At 61.5% G+C, this 17,278-nt stretch carries 17 protein-coding genes; 8 read left to right on the top strand and 9 right to left on the bottom strand.

Going from position 1 to position 17,278, the window contains the following annotated elements:
* Nucleotides 1-163 precede the first annotated feature (163 nt).
* The 5 genes from KDW95_RS08115 (at nucleotide 164) to KDW95_RS08135 (ending at nucleotide 3,907) form a co-directional block, all read left to right on the top strand.
* Nucleotides 164-1,066, top strand: a complete 903-nt coding sequence (locus tag KDW95_RS08115) for a DMT family transporter (RefSeq protein WP_255855777.1) — start codon at nucleotides 164-166, stop codon at nucleotides 1,064-1,066.
* Nucleotides 1,067-1,091: 25 nt separating this feature from the next.
* Nucleotides 1,092-2,090 (top strand): CobW family GTP-binding protein, encoded by a 999-nt coding sequence (locus KDW95_RS08120; RefSeq protein WP_255855778.1) that lies wholly within the window; start codon nucleotides 1,092-1,094, stop codon nucleotides 2,088-2,090.
* Nucleotides 2,091-2,208: 118 nt separating this feature from the next.
* A complete protein-coding gene (locus KDW95_RS08125; RefSeq protein WP_255855779.1) occupies nucleotides 2,209-2,703 on the top strand; it encodes a hypothetical protein in 495 nt (164 codons plus the stop codon).
* Complete coding sequence (locus KDW95_RS08130) at nucleotides 2,700-3,296, top strand: SCO family protein (protein ID WP_255855780.1); 597 nt, start codon at nucleotides 2,700-2,702, stop codon at nucleotides 3,294-3,296. Before KDW95_RS08125 ends, KDW95_RS08130 begins: the two co-directional genes overlap by 4 nt.
* Nucleotides 3,297-3,316: 20 nt before the next feature.
* On the top strand, nucleotides 3,317-3,907 hold the full coding sequence (locus KDW95_RS08135; protein ID WP_255855781.1) for a copper chaperone PCu(A)C: 591 nt from the start codon (nucleotides 3,317-3,319) through the stop codon (nucleotides 3,905-3,907).
* Nucleotides 3,908-3,939: 32 nt separating this feature from the next.
* Here the strand turns inward: KDW95_RS08135 and KDW95_RS08140 are convergent, their stop codons facing one another.
* From KDW95_RS08140 to recQ, 6 genes are all read right to left on the bottom strand, one after another.
* Nucleotides 3,940-4,521: an elongation factor P hydroxylase gene (locus KDW95_RS08140; protein ID WP_255855782.1), complete on the bottom strand. Its 582-nt coding sequence runs from the start codon at nucleotides 4,519-4,521 to the stop codon at nucleotides 3,940-3,942.
* Complete coding sequence (locus tag KDW95_RS08145) at nucleotides 4,521-5,261, bottom strand: hypothetical protein (RefSeq protein ID WP_255855783.1); 741 nt, start codon at nucleotides 5,259-5,261, stop codon at nucleotides 4,521-4,523. Before KDW95_RS08145 ends, KDW95_RS08140 begins: the two co-directional genes overlap by 1 nt.
* Before the next feature lie 167 nt (nucleotides 5,262-5,428).
* On the bottom strand, nucleotides 5,429-6,181 hold the full coding sequence (locus tag KDW95_RS08150) for a hypothetical protein (RefSeq protein ID WP_255855784.1): 753 nt from the start codon (nucleotides 6,179-6,181) through the stop codon (nucleotides 5,429-5,431).
* Between the two features lie 254 nt (nucleotides 6,182-6,435).
* Nucleotides 6,436-7,431 (bottom strand): tRNA 2-thiocytidine(32) synthetase TtcA, encoded by a 996-nt coding sequence (gene ttcA, locus KDW95_RS08155; RefSeq protein ID WP_255855785.1) that lies wholly within the window; start codon nucleotides 7,429-7,431, stop codon nucleotides 6,436-6,438.
* Between the two features lie 115 nt (nucleotides 7,432-7,546).
* Nucleotides 7,547-8,326 (bottom strand): hypothetical protein, encoded by a 780-nt coding sequence (locus KDW95_RS08160; protein ID WP_255855786.1) that lies wholly within the window; start codon nucleotides 8,324-8,326, stop codon nucleotides 7,547-7,549.
* A 64-nt stretch (nucleotides 8,327-8,390) separates the two neighbouring features.
* Nucleotides 8,391-10,514: a DNA helicase RecQ gene (recQ, locus tag KDW95_RS08165; RefSeq protein WP_255855787.1), complete on the bottom strand. Its 2,124-nt coding sequence runs from the start codon at nucleotides 10,512-10,514 to the stop codon at nucleotides 8,391-8,393.
* Between the two features lie 163 nt (nucleotides 10,515-10,677).
* Here recQ and KDW95_RS08170 point away from each other — a divergent pair, with 163 nt between their 5' ends.
* Nucleotides 10,678-11,274 carry a YecA/YgfB family protein gene (locus tag KDW95_RS08170; protein WP_370646679.1) on the top strand — a complete coding sequence of 199 codons (597 nt, stop codon included), beginning with the start codon at nucleotides 10,678-10,680 and terminating at the stop codon, nucleotides 11,272-11,274.
* A 574-nt stretch (nucleotides 11,275-11,848) separates the two neighbouring features.
* Here KDW95_RS08170 and KDW95_RS08175 read toward each other — a convergent pair.
* Genes KDW95_RS08175 through KDW95_RS08185 form a run of 3 tightly spaced genes read right to left on the bottom strand, consistent with a single transcriptional unit; the run spans nucleotide 11,849 to nucleotide 15,260 of the window.
* On the bottom strand, nucleotides 11,849-12,316 hold the full coding sequence (locus KDW95_RS08175; protein ID WP_255855788.1) for a glycine zipper 2TM domain-containing protein: 468 nt from the start codon (nucleotides 12,314-12,316) through the stop codon (nucleotides 11,849-11,851).
* A gap of 13 nt (nucleotides 12,317-12,329) precedes the next feature.
* Entirely contained in the window at nucleotides 12,330-13,451 is a 1,122-nt protein-coding gene (locus KDW95_RS08180) for a phospholipase D-like domain-containing protein (protein ID WP_255855789.1), read from the bottom strand.
* Nucleotides 13,452-13,478: 27 nt separating this feature from the next.
* A complete protein-coding gene (locus KDW95_RS08185) occupies nucleotides 13,479-15,260 on the bottom strand; it encodes an ABC transporter ATP-binding protein (protein ID WP_255855790.1) in 1,782 nt (593 codons plus the stop codon).
* 174 nt (nucleotides 15,261-15,434) lie between these two features.
* Between KDW95_RS08185 and aroA the strand changes: the two genes are divergently transcribed.
* Together aroA and KDW95_RS08195 are read left to right on the top strand one after the other, a co-directional pair.
* Nucleotides 15,435-16,715: a 3-phosphoshikimate 1-carboxyvinyltransferase gene (gene aroA / locus KDW95_RS08190; protein WP_255855791.1), complete on the top strand. Its 1,281-nt coding sequence runs from the start codon at nucleotides 15,435-15,437 to the stop codon at nucleotides 16,713-16,715.
* Between the two features lie 176 nt (nucleotides 16,716-16,891).
* Nucleotides 16,892-17,233, top strand: coding sequence for a hypothetical protein (locus KDW95_RS08195; RefSeq protein WP_255855792.1), 342 nt, complete (start codon nucleotides 16,892-16,894; stop codon nucleotides 17,231-17,233).
* The last annotated feature ends 45 nt before the right edge of the window (nucleotides 17,234-17,278 follow it).

Here is a 17,278-nt window from a genome sequence, read left to right on the forward strand (position 1 = left end):
TCCGCAGGCACAGCAGAGAACTTCCTAAAACACTATAAGTGTTTAATCCATATACTGCATCCCCGGCCACGAGATGAGCGGCTAATGTTGCGTTAACCGGTTTACGCCAGCGGCGCTCGGCGATACCCTAGCGCCCTTTCACGGATCGAGAGACGGCGGCGCCATGCATGACCTGCGACTCAAAGCCAACCTGCTGTTGCTGCTGGTAGCCGCCATCTGGGGCCTTGCCTTTGTCGCCCAGCGCCTTGGCATGGATCACCTGGGGCCCTTCGGCTTTAATGCCGCCCGCTTTTTGCTCGGCGCCCTGTCGCTGCTGCCACTGACGCTGATATTCCGTGCCCGTGCCGGCCAGGCCAGCCTGCGCCCGCTGCTGCGCGGTGGCCTGGCGGCGGGCGCCTTGCTGTTCTGCGGCGCCTCCCTGCAGCAGGCGGGACTGCTCTATACCACCGCCGGTAACGCCGGCTTTATCACCGGTCTGTACATAGTGCTGGTCCCCCTGGCTGCCCGTCTGATGGGGCAGGCAGTCAACCGCGGCATCTGGGCCGGCGCTTCCCTCGCGCTGGCCGGGCTCTACTTCCTCAGCATCAATGACGCCATGATCATCAACCGCGGTGACCTGCTGGTACTGGTTGGTTCGGCATTCTGGGCCGGCCATGTCCTGATCATCGGCAAGCTTGCGCCCCACCTGGACGGACTGCGGCTGTCAATTATTCAGTTTCTCATCTGTGCCCTGCTGTGCCTTGTCGTCGCACTGATCTACGAGCAGGACAGCTTCACCCTCGCCAACCTTATGGCCACCTGGCAGCCCATCGCCTATGCCGGATTGCTGTCGGTCGGGGTCGCCTATACCCTGCAGGTCTATGCACAGAAACACACGCCGGCATCCCACGCCGCCATTATCATGAGTCTCGAGGCGGTATTTGCCGCCCTGGGGGGCTGGCTATTGCTGAATGAAGAATTGACCGCCCGAGCCCTGGCCGGCTGTGCCCTGATGCTTGCGGGCATGTTGCTGGCACAGCTGCCTTCACGCAAAAAGGCTGACACCCAGCCGACAGGTCACGCATAAAATACACAGCACAAGGAATTATTGGATGGCAGACAAGATCCCCGTCAATATCGTTACAGGCTTTCTTGGCGTCGGTAAAACCACGGCCATCAATGCCCTGCTCGCCCAGAAACCCGCCAATGAACGCTGGGCTGTGCTGGTCAACGAGTTCGGTCAGATTGGCGTCGACCAGGCCGCCATGCCCGACGAGGACGGCCTGCATATCAAGGAGCTTGCCGGCGGTTGTATCTGCTGCGCCCTGGGACCGGCCCTGCGCGCCGGTCTCGCGACCCTGATTCGCAGTGCCAGGCCCCAGCGCCTGATTATCGAGCCCACGGGGCTGGGCCACCCGGAAGGCATTATCGATACACTGCAAGGTGGCAGTTTCAAGGACGTGCTGGACCTGCGCGCCATCATCTGCCTGCTGGATCCGCAGCTGCTTGAGGACCCGCGGGTCATGGCCCATGAGACATTCCAGGATCAGCTCAATCTGGCAGACATCGTCGTGCTGAACAAACTGGACCTCGCCGCCCCGACCCTGGTCGACAAGGCGATGCAGGGACTCCAGGGCCTGTTCCCGCCCAAGCAGCGCATTGAACAGGCCCGGCATGGCCGCTTTGATATCTCCCTGCTGGACTTGATCCGCAATGACACCCTGGCCGCGCAGTTTCCGGACAGCCACAACCAGCAACAGGGCCAGGCGCCCGATCCGCTGCAGCCCCTGCTGCTACCCGCTGTCGGCAAACCCGTGCGTCGTACCGGCCAGGGCACGGACTTTGTCAGCTGCGGCTGGGTGTTCCATAAAGACGAGGTGTTCGACTATGACAGGCTCGAAAGCATGTTGAACCACCTCGACGGTGCGCTGCGCATCAAGGGTGCCTTTCGCATCGGCTATGTCTGGGTATTCTACAACCGCGTACTGGACAGCCACGATATCGACAAGATCGCCTGGCGGCGGGACTCCCGCGTCGAGATTATCGCACCCGAGGCACTGGACTGGGAGCGGATAGAACAGCAGCTGCAAAGCTGCATCGAGCCCGCCTGAGCATCCCTGCAGCCTGGTACTCTGGCTTCCTGAGTGCCGGGCTCCCTGCGACATTCAGCCACAGGGACAAGGAGCCGGCGCTGGCCTAGAATGCGCATGTGCCCTGAACGAGCCGGATATGACTGCAACGCCACCACAGACACCACTACAGACAACACCCGGGACACGGACACTGCTGATGCTGCTACTGGCCGCCTGCCTGCTGGCCTCGGCGCTGCTGCTGCCGCGCCTGCTGGCATCATCGCAGCCACCTGACCTGATTACAGAACCGGGCTGCGACCTTTCCGCCGGCCCCTGCAGCAGCCGTGCCGCCGAGCAGTCCATGACGCTGGCGCTGAGTTCGGGACCCGCGCAGGCCGGCAGTACCGTGCAGTTCAGCCTGCAGCTGAAGGCCGTTCCCGCCCAAGCCGTATGGCTTCAGCTGGAGGGACGGGACATGTACATGGGCATCAACCGCATCCCGCTGGAAAAATCCGCCGACTCGCCGGGACTCTGGCACGGCACAACCGAACTTGCCATCTGCACCACCGAGCTGATGCAATGGCAGGTACGCGTCGAGGCCACAGCAGCGGCCACTCCCATTACCGCCCTCTTTGAGTTCAGTTCCCAATGACCCATAACCTGAAAACACTGCGCATCCTGCTCATCATGAGCATCCTGCTGCTGGCCGGTATCGCCAGTGCCATTTTGCTGCGCCCAACCCCAACCGGGCAAGCCCAGGGCAGCCGCCTGGGCGGCGACTTCAGTCTGGTATCAGCCACCGGACCCGCTACGCTGGCGACCTTTCAGGGCTATCCCAGCGTCCTCTATTTCGGCTACGCCTCCTGCCCCGATGTCTGCCCCACGTCGCTGGCCGTGATGGCACAGGGCTTTCGCCGCCTCGATGAAGACCAGCAGACACGGGTACGGGGGATCTTTGTCAGCGTCGACCCCCAGCGGGATACGCCTGAGGCTCTGAGCGCCTACAGTGCCTTTTTTCACCCCAGCCTGGTCGGGCTGACGGGCAGCCGGGCGCAAATCGACGCCATCACCCAAAGCTACGGCGCCTACTACCGTATCAGTGAACAGGCAGGCTCTGCACTGGGTTACACGGTCGATCACAGCTCGCGCCTGTACCTGCTCGATGGCGACGGTCAGCTGCTTGAGGTACTGAGTGATTCAATCAACCCCGACGAGCTGGCCGCCAAGCTGCGCGCGCTGCTCTAACCCGCACAAGGAATTCAGTCATGTCATCACCATTACGGCACTCAACCCTGCCCCGCCTTGGCCTGCTGGCCAGTCTGCTGTGCGCACCCACCGCTTTCGCCGAGGTTCAGGCACACGACGGCTACGTGCGTGCCGTCCCTCCCGGCCACAGCATCAGCGCAGCCTACCTGACCCTGAGAAACAGTGCCGACAGGGCGGTACAGCTGAACAGCGCCCGATCGGACAGCGCAGGCACCGTCGAACTGCACCAGACCCGGGAGCAGGACGGCATAATGCGCATGCGCGCGGCAAAACAGGTGGAAATAGCACCGGGGGCGCAATACCGGCTGCAGCCAGGTGGTGACCACCTGATGCTGATCGATCTCAGGCAGCCCCTGAACGTCGGCGACAAGGTGAACCTGAGCCTCTCGTTCAGTGACGGGCAGCAACTGCAGCTGACGCTGCCGGTCCGCTCCCCGGCGGACGAAACGGTCATGTCCGGCGACAACGGGACCCACAAGGCACACGCCGAAGCCTCAGAGGCGCTGCATGAGCATGGGACTCATACAATGCCCCCAGAGCCCGCCCAGAGCGAACAGCACGAACATGACGGCAGCGCTCACAGCCACTAACAAGAGGCTCTGAGCGCAACAGCCTGACGGTCTCAGGCCGTTGCCAGGCCCTGCTCAAGCGGGTGTGGCAACGTTGCGGGCCGGGGCTCTAACCTGAAAGACGCAGGTTGCAGCGGGTCCGTACCATAGAAACTCTGCAACGCCTCCACCAGCATGTCCGCTCTTGCCGGCAAACCGGCCTCGAGATAGTGCAGTACCTGCTGCTGTACCCGGGCTTCAAAGCCGCGGCTGGCGCCGATGTCGGCCGACAGATTATCGGCACTGAAATGAAAGCGGTGGCCGCAGGCAACGGAGAATATCCACTCCAGCGCCTGGGGCTTCACTTCCACAGTTTCGAACAGCGCCTGCTCCTGGGCAGTGCGGCCGTCAGGCTTGTACCAGTAACCAAAATCGACCTGGGTGCGGCGCTGTGCACCGGCCAGGCACCAGTGGGACACTTCATGCAGTGCACTGGAAAAAAAACCGTGGGCAAAAATGATGCGGTGGCGGGCACAGCGGGCGTCAGCCGGCAGGTACTCCGGCTCCCCCTCGCCGCGTACCAGCACGGTATTGAAGCTGCACTCAAACAGCGTATTAAACAGTCGGGTCAGGTCCCGGTAATCGTGCGTACTCATTAATCGAACTTCTGCCACGTATTTTGCTTCAGCCACCAGCTGTCGCCCGTACGCCGGTCGAGCCGGGCGGCGACATAGCCCTTGATATCCTTGTCCGCTCGAGCCCCGCTGAGCTGGATTTCGTAGTCCGAGGACTCCAGCGCCCCGGACTCCAGCAGCGGCTGCCAGCTTCCCTGGTCAGCGAGCCAGGACTCGCCCGTGAAGCGGTCGTAACGAATCAGCACCCATTGCCCGCCGTCGGTGTAATCGGCCGCAATACGGTAGCGATCCCCCACAGCGGCAAGGGACAATTCATTGGCAATCTGGCTGAGCTGATCAATCAGGCTGGCCAGTTGTTCCGGCGCAGCCTCCGGGCTGGCGGTAACGTCCGCCCCGGCATCACCGCCACGCGCTGGCGTGCCCGTCAGCATCTGCAGGCGCGCCAGCGCGGTTTCAGACTGCACGGACAGGTCTGCACCCTGTGCCTTGATCTGGATGAGCTGTTCCTGCACCAGGGTCAGCCGGTTTGCGAGAGTATCCAGATTGCGCTGCAACACCTCGTCGCCCGCCGCCTGGGCATCACTGCGCTTGCCAGCGCCGGTCGGGGGGGCCGCTGGCGCATCGGCCTTTGCCGCCTCGCCCGTACCCGCTGGAGCAGCGGGGACCGGGGCATCGGGCTGCGCAGGCACCGGCGCGTTCGCCACGCAGCCGGCGAGCAGGCAAGCCGCCAGTGCTGCCAAACTGATCTGTTTCACATCCATCCTCATTCTGCTGGGTATGCGAGGCATCGCTTTGCACAGGCCCGACGCCGACTCATCCGGCGACGTGGCGGACCCGCCATGCTGATCGAAAGAAGGCGCACATTATTGCCGCCCGGACAGCGCTTGTCACGATCTGTCGCAGGGCGCATGAACCGAAGGCGATCGCCTCAGGATTGGGGTGATGAGGGCTGCAGCATATACCAGCAACTCAGCAGCGACATGACGGCGGACAGGACGGCATCAACCCCCATGCGGGCCAGCTGCAGGCGGCTTTGCTCATCCAGTGCCGGCAGGGTGATGCGTTCCTGAATGCCCTCGAACGACTTGAGTAACGCCACCGCGCCGGCGACCACATCGGTCACGATCAGTTGCTGGTCATTGCGGGTGCTGCAGGCAAAAAGCACGTCCTTTGTCATGCCGAATACCTGGGTCAGGTCATCGTTACCGCCGCGAATTTCCCCGGAATGATAATGTGCATCCACAATGGAGCTGCATACCTGCACGGCGATCTTGCGGGCCGTACTCAGCAAGCGCTGCGGTTCCAGGGTGTCCTGACTGAGCCGGTACCATCCCTTGAACAGTTTCTCTACCGGGATGGCTTCAAAGTCCCGGGCGGCAACCGCAGGCGCGCCGCTGAGCGAACGCGCCAGATCATCAAACTGCTTGCGGATAAGCTCCTGTCGCTCGACCTTGCTGGCCGACTTGTACTTCATAAACTGCCAGAGGTCATTCAGGTTTTCGTGCTCAAGCACAAGCGCTGGTACGTGCCCGTTCACCTGGGCATCGGCCATCAGGCCGTCGCGCAGCACCTTGTACCGAGGTGCCCGTGCAGGGCCGCCGGCAATATAGTCCAGCAGCAGCCCCCGCAGTTCGCGCACTGTATCGAGCAAAGCGCCCGGACTATCCTGGTTGTCACTCATATCGCGAGGCCCTCTCCTGTCCCTGATCACACATATTCGGATTCAAACGCCACCCCGACGGCTGCCTGAGCCGCCTCACCCGCAAAACAGCACAAATTGTAGCACGGCGCGAGTACCGTATTCGCACAGTTGCGCCCAGCAATGCCAGCAGCATAGCGCTGGACATCGAAAGACTGTACTGCCTCCAGCATAGCCGAACCTGGCAGGTATCAGCGCCTGGCAAGCGCCAACATGACATTCAATGCGCTCAAGCCTCAGAGCGAGAGTATATCGATGCGCCCGCCCGGCAGTTCAGCGGTTTCCGAGTCGTCGCCAGGCGTCGCAATACCATGGGCAAAGCCCAGCTGCAGATTGGCAAAATCAAACAGCTGGGTATCTGCCAGATGGCTGGGAACCACATTTTGCAGGGCACTGAACATGGTTTCGATACGGCCGGGATGGCTGCGATCCCAGCCCTGCAGCATGTCCTTGATCACCTGGCGCTGCAGGTTCTCCTGGGAGCCACAGAGGTTACACGGAATGATGGGAAACTGTTTAAGTCCGCTATAGGCTTCAATGTCCTTCTCCCGCGAATAGGCCAGCGGCCGGATGACCATGTTCTTGCCATCGTCGGATACCAGCTTGGGCGGCATGGACTTGAGCTTGCCGCCAAAGAACATGTTGAGGAAAAAGGTTTCCAGAATATCGTCACGGTGATGCCCCAGGGCAATCTTGTTGGCACCGATTTCATCGGCAAAGCCGTACAGGGTGCCACGGCGCAGGCGTGAACACAGACCACAGGTGGTCTTGCCCTCGGGTACCAGCTCCTTGACGATCGAGTAGGTATCGCGCTCAACGATATGATAGGGAACACCGACCTGATCCAGGTAGGCGGGCAGGATGTGCTCGGGGAAACCGGGCTGTTTCTGGTCCAGGTTGACGGCGATCAGCTCGAAGTTCACCGGCGCGCTTTTCTGCAGATTCAGCAGAATATCCAGCATGGTGTAGGAATCCTTGCCACCGGACAGGCAGACCATCACGCGGTCGCCATCCTCGATCATCCTGAAGTCCTCGATCGCCCGCCCCATTTCGCGCCGCAGCCGCTTCTGCAGCTTGTTCAGCCGCAGTTTCGTTTTGCGCTCGGCACTGCTCGCCGGCGATGCATTATCAGCCGGTTCAGCCTCTGGATCAGCGGGCGCTGACAGCGGTTCGGCCGGGGTTGCGCAAGAAACTGGATCGCTCAGGACCTCTGGGTACAGGATATCGCTCATGGATTGGCATCGGTCGCAATTTGAAGAGGCGCCGATTATACCCAAGTCAAGACCGTTTCGCAGCCACTGCGCCCAACAGCTCCTGCACCTGCCTTGCGGTGACCCGGCGACAGCCTCAGCGCCAGTTGATTTCGGCGGCCGATAGCGGCCCCAAAACCACGTCATCCAGCGTTTGCGGCATCACCGCCTGATGTTCAGACAATGGCAGGCGGCCCGCCATGACTTCAGCCTGCAGCTGAGGATAGCGCGGCACCTTGCCCGGCTGTGCAAAACCGTCGGGCCAGAGCGGGTAGCCACTGGCGGGATCATATTTATCGGTAGCCCCGAGGGTGTGCAACAGCTCATGCACCGCCACCATGGCATTCTGCCCCTCATAACGCGCGTCGGCGAACGCATTCACCAGCCCGATCAGTCCTTTTTGCAATCCCAGGGAATGGGCCAGGGAATCCCGGCCCTGCGGCGAATGGTAGCGGACGAAAATGCGCACATCAGGGGCGGGCCCGACCCAGTTATCATGGCGCCAGGCCCACCAGCGCATGGCCAGGCTCCAGCGAACGCTCTCAAACCGCGACGGGTTCTGCGCCAGTTCCGGCGGTTGCTGCGCCATCTGGTCTGCCAGCTGAACAATTACCGGATCCTCCAGTGGCACACCGTAGCGCTGCGCCTCCCGGGTAAAAAACTGACTGACAGCGGAAAACTGCTCCGCCCCCAGGGATTCGACATAACGCTGGGTATCCGCACGGCCGTCACTGTTGAGCGGATACACGACAACCCACAGGGAATCCTGCCAGTCGGTAGAACGAACTCGGGACAACCAGGTATTCAGCAACACCACCAGCAAAATCAGCAGCAAGACTGAAATGCGCAACCGCCGAAAAGTACGCGCGCTCAACATAAGTCCCTTCCCTCCACGCTGCGCTCCGTGCCCGGGCCTGTCGCAGGCACCGCTGCCCTTGCACTCAGCGATCCAGGCTGAGGCCCACCCGAACACAGCGTAGCAGGCCCATCTCATAGGCACCGCCAAGGGCTTCATGCACGGGTTTGAGCGCGGCACCGAAATCGCGCTCGCATTCCAGCATCACCTGCTGGATGTGACGTACTTCCGCGTCCGGCAGTTCGACCACCTCGGCCATGTCGAGCTGGCCCTGCGCAATGGCGCGCGCCAGCTGCCCAAAGATCGCATTGACAGACAACTTGAGCTGCAATGCCACCTGCTCCACCGTCATGCCGCTGCGAAACAGCAACAGGGCTTCGTCGGAGGCCGCAGGCTGCGTCTGCCCGGCCTGCTCATGCTGCTCGATCACGGCCAGGAACTGGCGCCCGTATTGCTCCAGCTTGCGCTCGCCCACCCCGTTAAGCCGGCGCAGCTGAACATCGTTCAGCGGTCGGTGCATGACCATTTCCATTAGCGTGGCATCATGGAAGATCACATAGGGCGGAACATCCTGGGCTTCGGCCAGCGCCTTGCGGGCAGCACGCAGGTCATTCCAGAGGGCATAGTCGCTGGCTTCGAGCTTGGACTGGGGTACGGAGCTGCGGGTAAAGCGGCTCTGGGTACGGGATTCAAGCCGCAGCTCCAGCGTCTGCTCGCTGCGCAACACCCCTCGACAGGCCTCGGTCAGGTGCAGCACACCGTGCCCCTGGCCATCCACCCCCAGAAAGCCCCGCGCCACCAACTGGCGGAAAACCGAGCGCCACTGGTTGCGGTCCAGATCCTTGCCAATCCCGAAGGTGGACAGGCGCTCATGCCCCCGTTCACGCAGCTTTTCACTATTGCTGCCCAGCAGAATATCGATAACGTGATTAACGCCAAAACGCTGCCCCGAACGGTACACCGCCGACAGCGCCTTGCGCGCCGCCTCGGTGCCATCCCATACCGGCACCGGTTCCAGGCAGGTATCGCAGTTGCCACAGGGCGCATGGTCCGCTTCGCCAAAATACGCCAGCAGCGTCTGGCGCCGGCAACTGGTGATTTCGCACAGACCCAGCACCGCTTCGAGCTTCTGGCGTTCAATCTGTTTCTGCTGTTCGGGGGCCTGGGAGCCTTCGAGCATCTGGCGCAGGAAGATAACATCCTGCAGGCCGTATACCATCCAGGCATCAGCGGGCAGGCCATCGCGCCCGGCGCGGCCGGTTTCCTGGTAGTAGGCCTCGATGCTCTTGGGCAGATCCAGGTGCGCCACAAAACGCACATTGGGCTTGTCGATTCCCATGCCAAAGGCAATGGTGGCCACCATGACCAGCCCTTCCTCGGTCAGGAAACGGTGCTGATTGTGGGCCCGCAGTTCCGTCGACAGGCCGGCATGGTAAGGCAGCGCATTGAAACCACGCTCGCACAAGAAGGCGGCCGTATCCTCGACCTTCTTGCGCGACAGGCAATACACCACACCGGCATCCTGCGGATGTTCATCGCGCAGAAAGCGCAGCAGCTGATCCTTTGCCTTGTCTTTCTGACCGATACGATAGCGGATATTGGGGCGATCAAAGCCCTGGATAAAGCGCGTGGCCTGGTTGAGTTCGAGGCGCTCGACAATTTCCTGCTGGGTACGACCGTCAGCGGTAGCCGTCAGGGCAATCCGCGGTACACCGGGGAAGCGCTCGCGCAAGCGGCTGAGCTGCAGGTACTCGGGCCGAAAATCGTGTCCCCACTGCGACACACAGTGCGCCTCGTCAATGGCGAACAGCGCCAGCGGCGTCTGTGACAGCAGGTCCAGCGTGCGCGGCTGCAACAGCCGTTCGGGAGCGATATAGAGCAGGTCCAGCTCGCCGTTGCGCAGCGCCTGTTCGGTGCGGCTGCGCTCGTCAAAACTGACCGCGGAATTCAGGCAGCCGGCCCGGATGCCCCACTGCGACAGCGCGCTGACCTGGTCCTGCATCAGTGCGATCAGCGGTGACACCACCACCGCCGTGCCTTCGCGCAGCAGCGCGGGCAGCTGGTAACAGAGTGACTTGCCGCCACCGGTCGGCATCACCACCAGCAAATCCTGGCCGCCGGCCAGCCGGCGGATGACCTCGTCCTGGGGGGCGCGAAACTGGTCGTAACCAAAAACGTCTTTCAGTAGCCTAAGTGCGTGTTCCATCATGGGCCGGCATTATCCGGCAAGGCCTGCGCCCTGTCACTTGAATTCCCCGTGCAAGATGCCAGCGCGTCGCCGGCCAGACGCAGCTGTTTTCAATTTATACTTACCTCTTTTAGTCCTTAGGCGGTAGAATCGCCCCAACCAAACCGGAATCTGGACAGCCCCCATGTCAATGCCCCCTATTGCCCAGCCACTCAATGACGAAGAGCTGGACCGACTCGAGGAATTCCTGTTCTCAGACGCCGTCTCCGAAGAGTCCCTCGATCTGATCGGTATTCACGGACTTTTCTGCGCCCTGAGCATCAGTCCCGAACCCGTGCCCGAGGCCGAATGGCTGGCACTGCTGCTCGACGGAGAGCCCAAATGGGAATCCGATGCACAGCGCGCCGAAATTGCCGGTCTGCTGCGCCAGTGGTATCAGTCTATCGGCAGTGACCTCTACAGCGATGAAGAAGTCGACCTGCCCTGCGATACCACCCTGGAGCTCGACGAGGAAGACAAGGAAACCGGCATCGCTCCGCTGACACTCTGGGCCGAAGCTTTCATGGAAGGCGTCTTCCTGCACGAGGAGCTGTGGTTCAGCCCCGAGCGCGAAGAACAGGTTGCCGAACTGCTGCTGCCGATCATGGTTGCCTCGGACCTGTTCGAAGAAGATGACTTCAAGCAGATCCGCCGCGACAAGCGCCTGTGCGAAGAAATGGTGCGCCAGATCCCGGAACTCCTGGTCGATCTCTACCTGGTCTTCCACTCCCCTGAAAAGTGACCTCCAGGGATGAAGGGAATACTGTCATTGTCGGGAACAAATGACAGTGAACCTCCAGGGAGGGAGGGAATAGTGATTTTGCCGGGAGCAATAATCAGTGAACCTCCAAGGATGGTGGGAATACTGAAAACGCAGGAGCGGTTTTCAGTGAACCTCCAGGGAGGGAATACTGTCATCGTCGGGAACAGATGACCAGGGATGCGGTTTGTGCTGCAACTGCCGGCACGGCCTGCTCACCTATACGAAAAAACCTCGCCAGAGCGGATCTGGCGAGGTTTTTTGTTATCTGGCCGGCTTGCTTCCCCGGCCCGAGCGCACCGGACTATGACCCAGAACGCGAAAAGGCAGGTCTGTATTACAGAACCTGCCTTGATACGTACGGAAGCACTACTGCTAATGCCTGATGGTCTGAAGACCATTCGGAGATGGAACTGTGATTGTCGATAACACTCAGCTAAGCCCTCCCTTCCGACAAAGGTAGCTTCAACATAGCACAGTAAAATCCCCCTGTACCAGTAAAAAACCGGCTGGGCCGAAAATCCACCGCAGTGACCCTCGGCCAATCTGGCAAGGCTCAGTACGCGACGCGGGTAGCACCGGATGATTCGAGCAGACGCACACGCTCACCAGGACGAAAGAACTGACCGCCGTCCACTTCCTGAACCAGCGACAGGGTTTCGCCGTTATCCAGCCGCACGGTGATTTCCTGGCCCTGCTTGCGGGTCGCGGACGACTCTATCTTGTTGCCCAGCATGCCGCCAGCCACTGCACCGAGCACGGCCCCCACGGTACGGCCACTGCCGCCCCCCACATTGCTGCCGGCGATGCCTCCCACAATGGCGCCAGCCCCCGTGCCGACCACGCCATCGGTACGCCCCTCGATTACCACCGGCGTTACCGAATCCACCACGCCATAGCGCACATAGTGCACCTGGCGCGCTTCTGAGCGCGAGTAGGTGGTGCCGGTCAGGCTGGGCCCGGCGCAGCCTGCCAGCAATACAGAACCGAGCACCAAAGCCACAGAACCTGAAACAGTTTTCATAGCCACATCCTCATTATCGAATTCTCAACACAATCTGACTGATCAATGACCAAATATACTCACGGATTTTGCGATGCCAGGGCCGCGCATGCCAGGCTTTTTCGGTCACCTCGCTGCAATGCTGCAAATCCGCATCGAGCATGGCCGTCACCTGGTCAACGAACTGCGGCTCCCGAATTTCAACATTGGCCTCCAGGTTCCAGCGCAGGTTCCAGTGATCCAGGTTACAGGAGCCGATGGAGCTCCAGTCATCCACCACCCCCACCTTGGCATGCAGAAACCGGGGCTGATACTCGAAAATCCTCACGCCGGCACTGAGCAGGCGCTGATAATACCGCTTGGAGGCATGAAACACCCAGGGCTGATCGGTATAAGGCCCCGCCAGGATAAGCCTCACCTCCACACCCCGCAGCGCCGCCCGGCGCAGGGCCCGGCGCAGCGAGCGCGAGGGCATGAAGTAGGCGGTGGCAAGCCAGATACGCTCGCGGGACTGGTTCACCTGGCTCAGAAAACTCAGCTTGATCCCCTGCTGGTAGAGTCCCTCGGTGGTACAGACCTTCATCAGCGCCGTGCCCACCTCGGCTCCCTGCGCGCCCGGCGGCAGGCGTGTCGCCGTACAGCGCTGCCAGAGCGCATTGTAAAGCGCGATCAGATCGCACACCACCGGGCCGCGCAGCGACAACATGACTTCGTGCCAGGGGCAGCCCGGGTGTTCGGACAGCCAGTACTCGTCCGTCAGACCGGTACCGCCGATAAACGCGCGGGACTGGTCGACAATCATCAACTTGCGATGATCACGGGCGAAGTTCTGCGTCAGTTTGCTCCATTTCAGCGGGTTGTAAACCAGGATCACCACCCCCGCCGCCTCCAGCCGCAAACGGTCCGGCTCCGACAGCTTGCGACCGCCAAAGCCGTCGATCATCAGACGGACCATCAGGCCACGCCGTGCCGCCGCGATCATCTCAATGATAAAACGATCCATGACCTGGCCCGAGGACACCAGGTAAAACTCCATCAGCACGCTGTGACTGGCGTGCCTGATCGCCTCAAGCATGACCGGAAAGAACTGCTCGCCATCCACGATCAGTTGTACCGCATTGCCCGCGCGCCACTTGAAACGCCTGCGATCGTGCATCCGTTCCTCCAGACAGGTTTGAGCGCCCTACTGGTAATGCCCGTAAAGGCGGGCGTAAAGCCCGTTGCGATCCAGCAGCACCTCGTGGGGCCCCTCTTCGGCGATGCGGCCATCCTCGAACACATAAACATGGTCCGCCTGGCGCACCGCACTCAGGCGATGCGCCACGATCAGGGTGGTTCGCCCCACCAGGAAGTCACTGAGCGCCGCATGCAACCGGGCCTCGGTCTGGGCATCCAGCGCCGATGTGGCCTCATCCAGAATCACCACACTGGGGTCTGCCAGTACCATGCGCGCAATCGCCAGGCGCTGGCGCTGGCCACCGGAGAGGCGCACGCCCTGACGCCCGACCCGGGTATCCAGCGCCTGTTCCATGTCAGCGACAAAATCGCGCAACTGAGCAATCTCCAGCGCCTGCCACAGCTGGACATCCGTGTACTGCCGCCCCAGGGTGAGATTGCTGCGCACCGTGCCATTAAACAACGCCGGTTGTTGCAATACGGTGGCGACACGCTCGCGCACCCGATCCAGCCCAATCTCCTCGATGGGTACATCACCGTACAGAATCCGGCCGCTGCCCGTCGGATAGAGCCCGAGCAAGACCTGCACCAGCGTCGACTTGCCACCACCGCTGGCACCCACCAGCGCGATCTTCTGCCCCGCCGGCACCGTCAGGCTGATGCCATTCAGCACATCCTGACCGGGCGCGTAACTAAAATGGACGGCTTGCAGCGCGACCGATACCGTCCTGTGCCCGGCGAAGGGGTCGCGCAGATGCGGATAGCGCGGTTCCTGTTGCAGCATTAACAGGCCATTGATGCGTGTCAGCGCCGCCTTGGCGGCATAGAAGGCATACTGCACTCCCAGGACCTCCTGCACCGGTCCCATCATGAACCAGAGATAGCCGAAGACTGCGATCATCTGCCCGACACTCAGGTCCGAGAACACCACCATCAGCATCGACAGGGCGCGGAACAGATCAAACCCCACCAGAAACAGCATCATGCTGAAACGCGATGCCGCATCGCTGCGCCACTCGAAGGCCGCCGAGTGATCCCGCACCCGGCGGGCCTCGTCCACCATGCGGGACAGGTAATGCCGCTCCCGGTTGGAAGCCCGAATCTGCTGAATGGCATCCAGAGTTTCGATAAGGGCATTCTGAAAGACTTCAAATGCCGCATTCTCATGCTTTTTAAGCTGTTTCACCTGCTTGCCAATGGCCATGGTCAGGGCGATCACCAGCGGATTGAGAAACAGAATAAAGAGTGCCAGCTGCCAGTGCATCCACAGCAAAATAACGGCGGTACCCACAATGGAGAGCAGCGCGATCAGCAACTTGCTGACCGAGCCGCCGATGAACTTGTCCAGCGTATCGAGATCGGTGACAAAGTGGGACGTCACGGCGCCACTGCCCCGGGTTTCATACTCGGCCATGGAAATACGCTGCAACCGTTCCAGCATGTCGCTGCGAATGCGAAAAATAATGTCCTTGGACACCAGCGTAAACTGGCGCGCCTGCCAGACCCCCAGCACCAGCGCGATGGCCCGCAGCACAACCGTGACCAGCAGTATTGCCAGAATATAGAGCACAGGCCCCTGCCAGCTCGCCGGCACCAGCGGGTTGATCAGGCCAATCAGCGGGCCGGGCTTGTCGAGCAGAACCTCGTCAACCAGCAGCGGCATCAGCAGGGGCAAGGGTACCGACGCGAGGGTCGCCAGCAAGGCGATCAGATTCGCCAGCACCAGCTCCCGGCGATGCTCCAGCGCAATGCGTGCAATGCGCTCCCACTCGTAGGTCACTGTATCCATGCAGGGTATCGGTCTCCTCGTTCGCCCTTGGCATCATAGCCAATTCAGCCTGGCCAAACACGCAAAAGCCCCGCAGAATCGCCGATTGCGCGCACCACCGGCACACAGGACTCGACGTAACGCCGGCAAGACAGTAACGTATATGCCCTGCGCAAACCTGCACAAGAGAATTCAATGGAAAGCATCACCCTGCAACCTGTCGCCCGCGTCAACGGCGAAGTCCAGATTCCCGGCTCCAAGAGCCTGTCCAACCGCATTCTGCTGCTGGCGGCGCTGGCCGAAGGCAGCACCCACATTACCAACCTGCTGGACAGTGACGACGTACGCCACATGCTCACCGCCCTCCAGCAACTGGGTGTGAACTATCAGCTGTCGGACGACCGTCTTAGTTGCACGGTACAAGGCATCGGCGGCAGCTTTGCCAGCACCGGCGCCGAGTTGTTCCTCGGCAACGCGGGCACCGCCATGCGCCCCCTGACCGCAGCACTGTGCCTGGGCCAGGGAGAATTCCAGCTGACGGGCGAGCCGCGCATGTATGAGCGCCCGATCCTGGACCTGGTAGATGCACTGCGGGCACTGGGAGCTGATATCAGCTACCTGAAGGATGAAGGCTACCCGCCGCTGAAGATTCGCGCCAACGGCCTGCAGGGCGGAACGGTCAAGATTCGCGGCAATATCTCCAGCCAGTTCCTTACCGCCTTGCTGATGGTCGCCCCCCTGGCCCAGGACGACCTGGTCATCGAAATGGACGGCGAGCTGGTGTCCAAGCCCTATATCGACATTACCCTGCACGCCATGCGCAGCTTCGGCGTCGAGGTCGAAAACGACAATTACCAGCGCTTTCACATCAAGGGTCAGCAGTGCTACCGCGCACCCGGTGAAATCATGGTGGAAGGCGATGCCTCGTCGGCGTCCTATTTTCTTGCCGCGGCCGCCATCGCCGGCGGCACCATTCGTGTTCATGGCGTGGGCAGCGACAGCGTGCAGGGCGACCGGCTCTTCGCCGATGTACTCGAACAGATGGGTGCCCGCGTGACCTGGGGCCCCACCTGGATTGAAGTCACCCGCGGCACACTCAAGGGCGTGGACCTGGACATGAACCACATTCCCGATGCCGCCATGACCATCGGCACCGCCGCCCTGTTTGCCGAGGGCCCCACGGCCATTCGCAACATTTACAACTGGCGCGTCAAGGAAACCGACCGCCTCAGCGCCATGGCCACCGAGTTGCGCAAGGTCGGTGCCACCGTGGTGGAGGGCGAGGACTTTATCGAGATCACGCCGCCTGCAAAGCTGACGACCGCGGCCATCGATACCTACGACGATCACCGCATGGCGATGTGCTTCTCGCTGGTCGCGCTGAGCGATACGCCGGTCACCATCAATGACCCGGGCTGCACGGCCAAGACCTTCCCGCAGTACTTCTCGCTGTTCAAGACCATCTGCCAGGACTGAGCCTGGCACGCTGCCACCCTCCCTGCGGGCACAGCCTGTCCGCAGGGGCCTCCCCACCCAATTCCCTGAAACATTCCAGACGGCACAGACTCAAACGGGCATAACCACAGCCGAGTGCCTGTCCGATGATTCACCACGCCACGCAACGCCGTCCGACTACTGCACTGAGCCTGCCTGTGCTCCTCCTGCTGCTGAGCTGCGGCCTGTTCAGTGGCCCGACCCTGGCCGATCAGCTGCATATCCGGGGCAAGCTGTTTCGCGATGGCGACTCGGTGATACAGCTGTTGCAACATGCAGGGCAGCCGCTGTGGGTCAGCCCGATCGGCTATCGCTGCAGCTCACGTTTTGATCGCCGACACTACCGCCGGTATGAGCGCCGCCACGGGCATGATCGCTGTCGTTACCGCCTTGCGGCCGAGCGCTGGACCTACATCGACGCCGGCAAGGAAATCCGCGTAACCATCGTCGACGACACCATCGATGCCATCGACTGGAAGTTCAAGGGGCACAGCTGGTAGCCCTCGATAATGGCGCCCGACTTCCTGCATGGCAGCGGGGCCAGA

The sequence above is a fragment of the Marinobacterium rhizophilum genome, from assembly GCF_024397915.1.
GTDB classification, from domain to species: Bacteria; Pseudomonadota; Gammaproteobacteria; order Pseudomonadales; family Balneatricaceae; genus Marinobacterium_A; species Marinobacterium_A rhizophilum_A.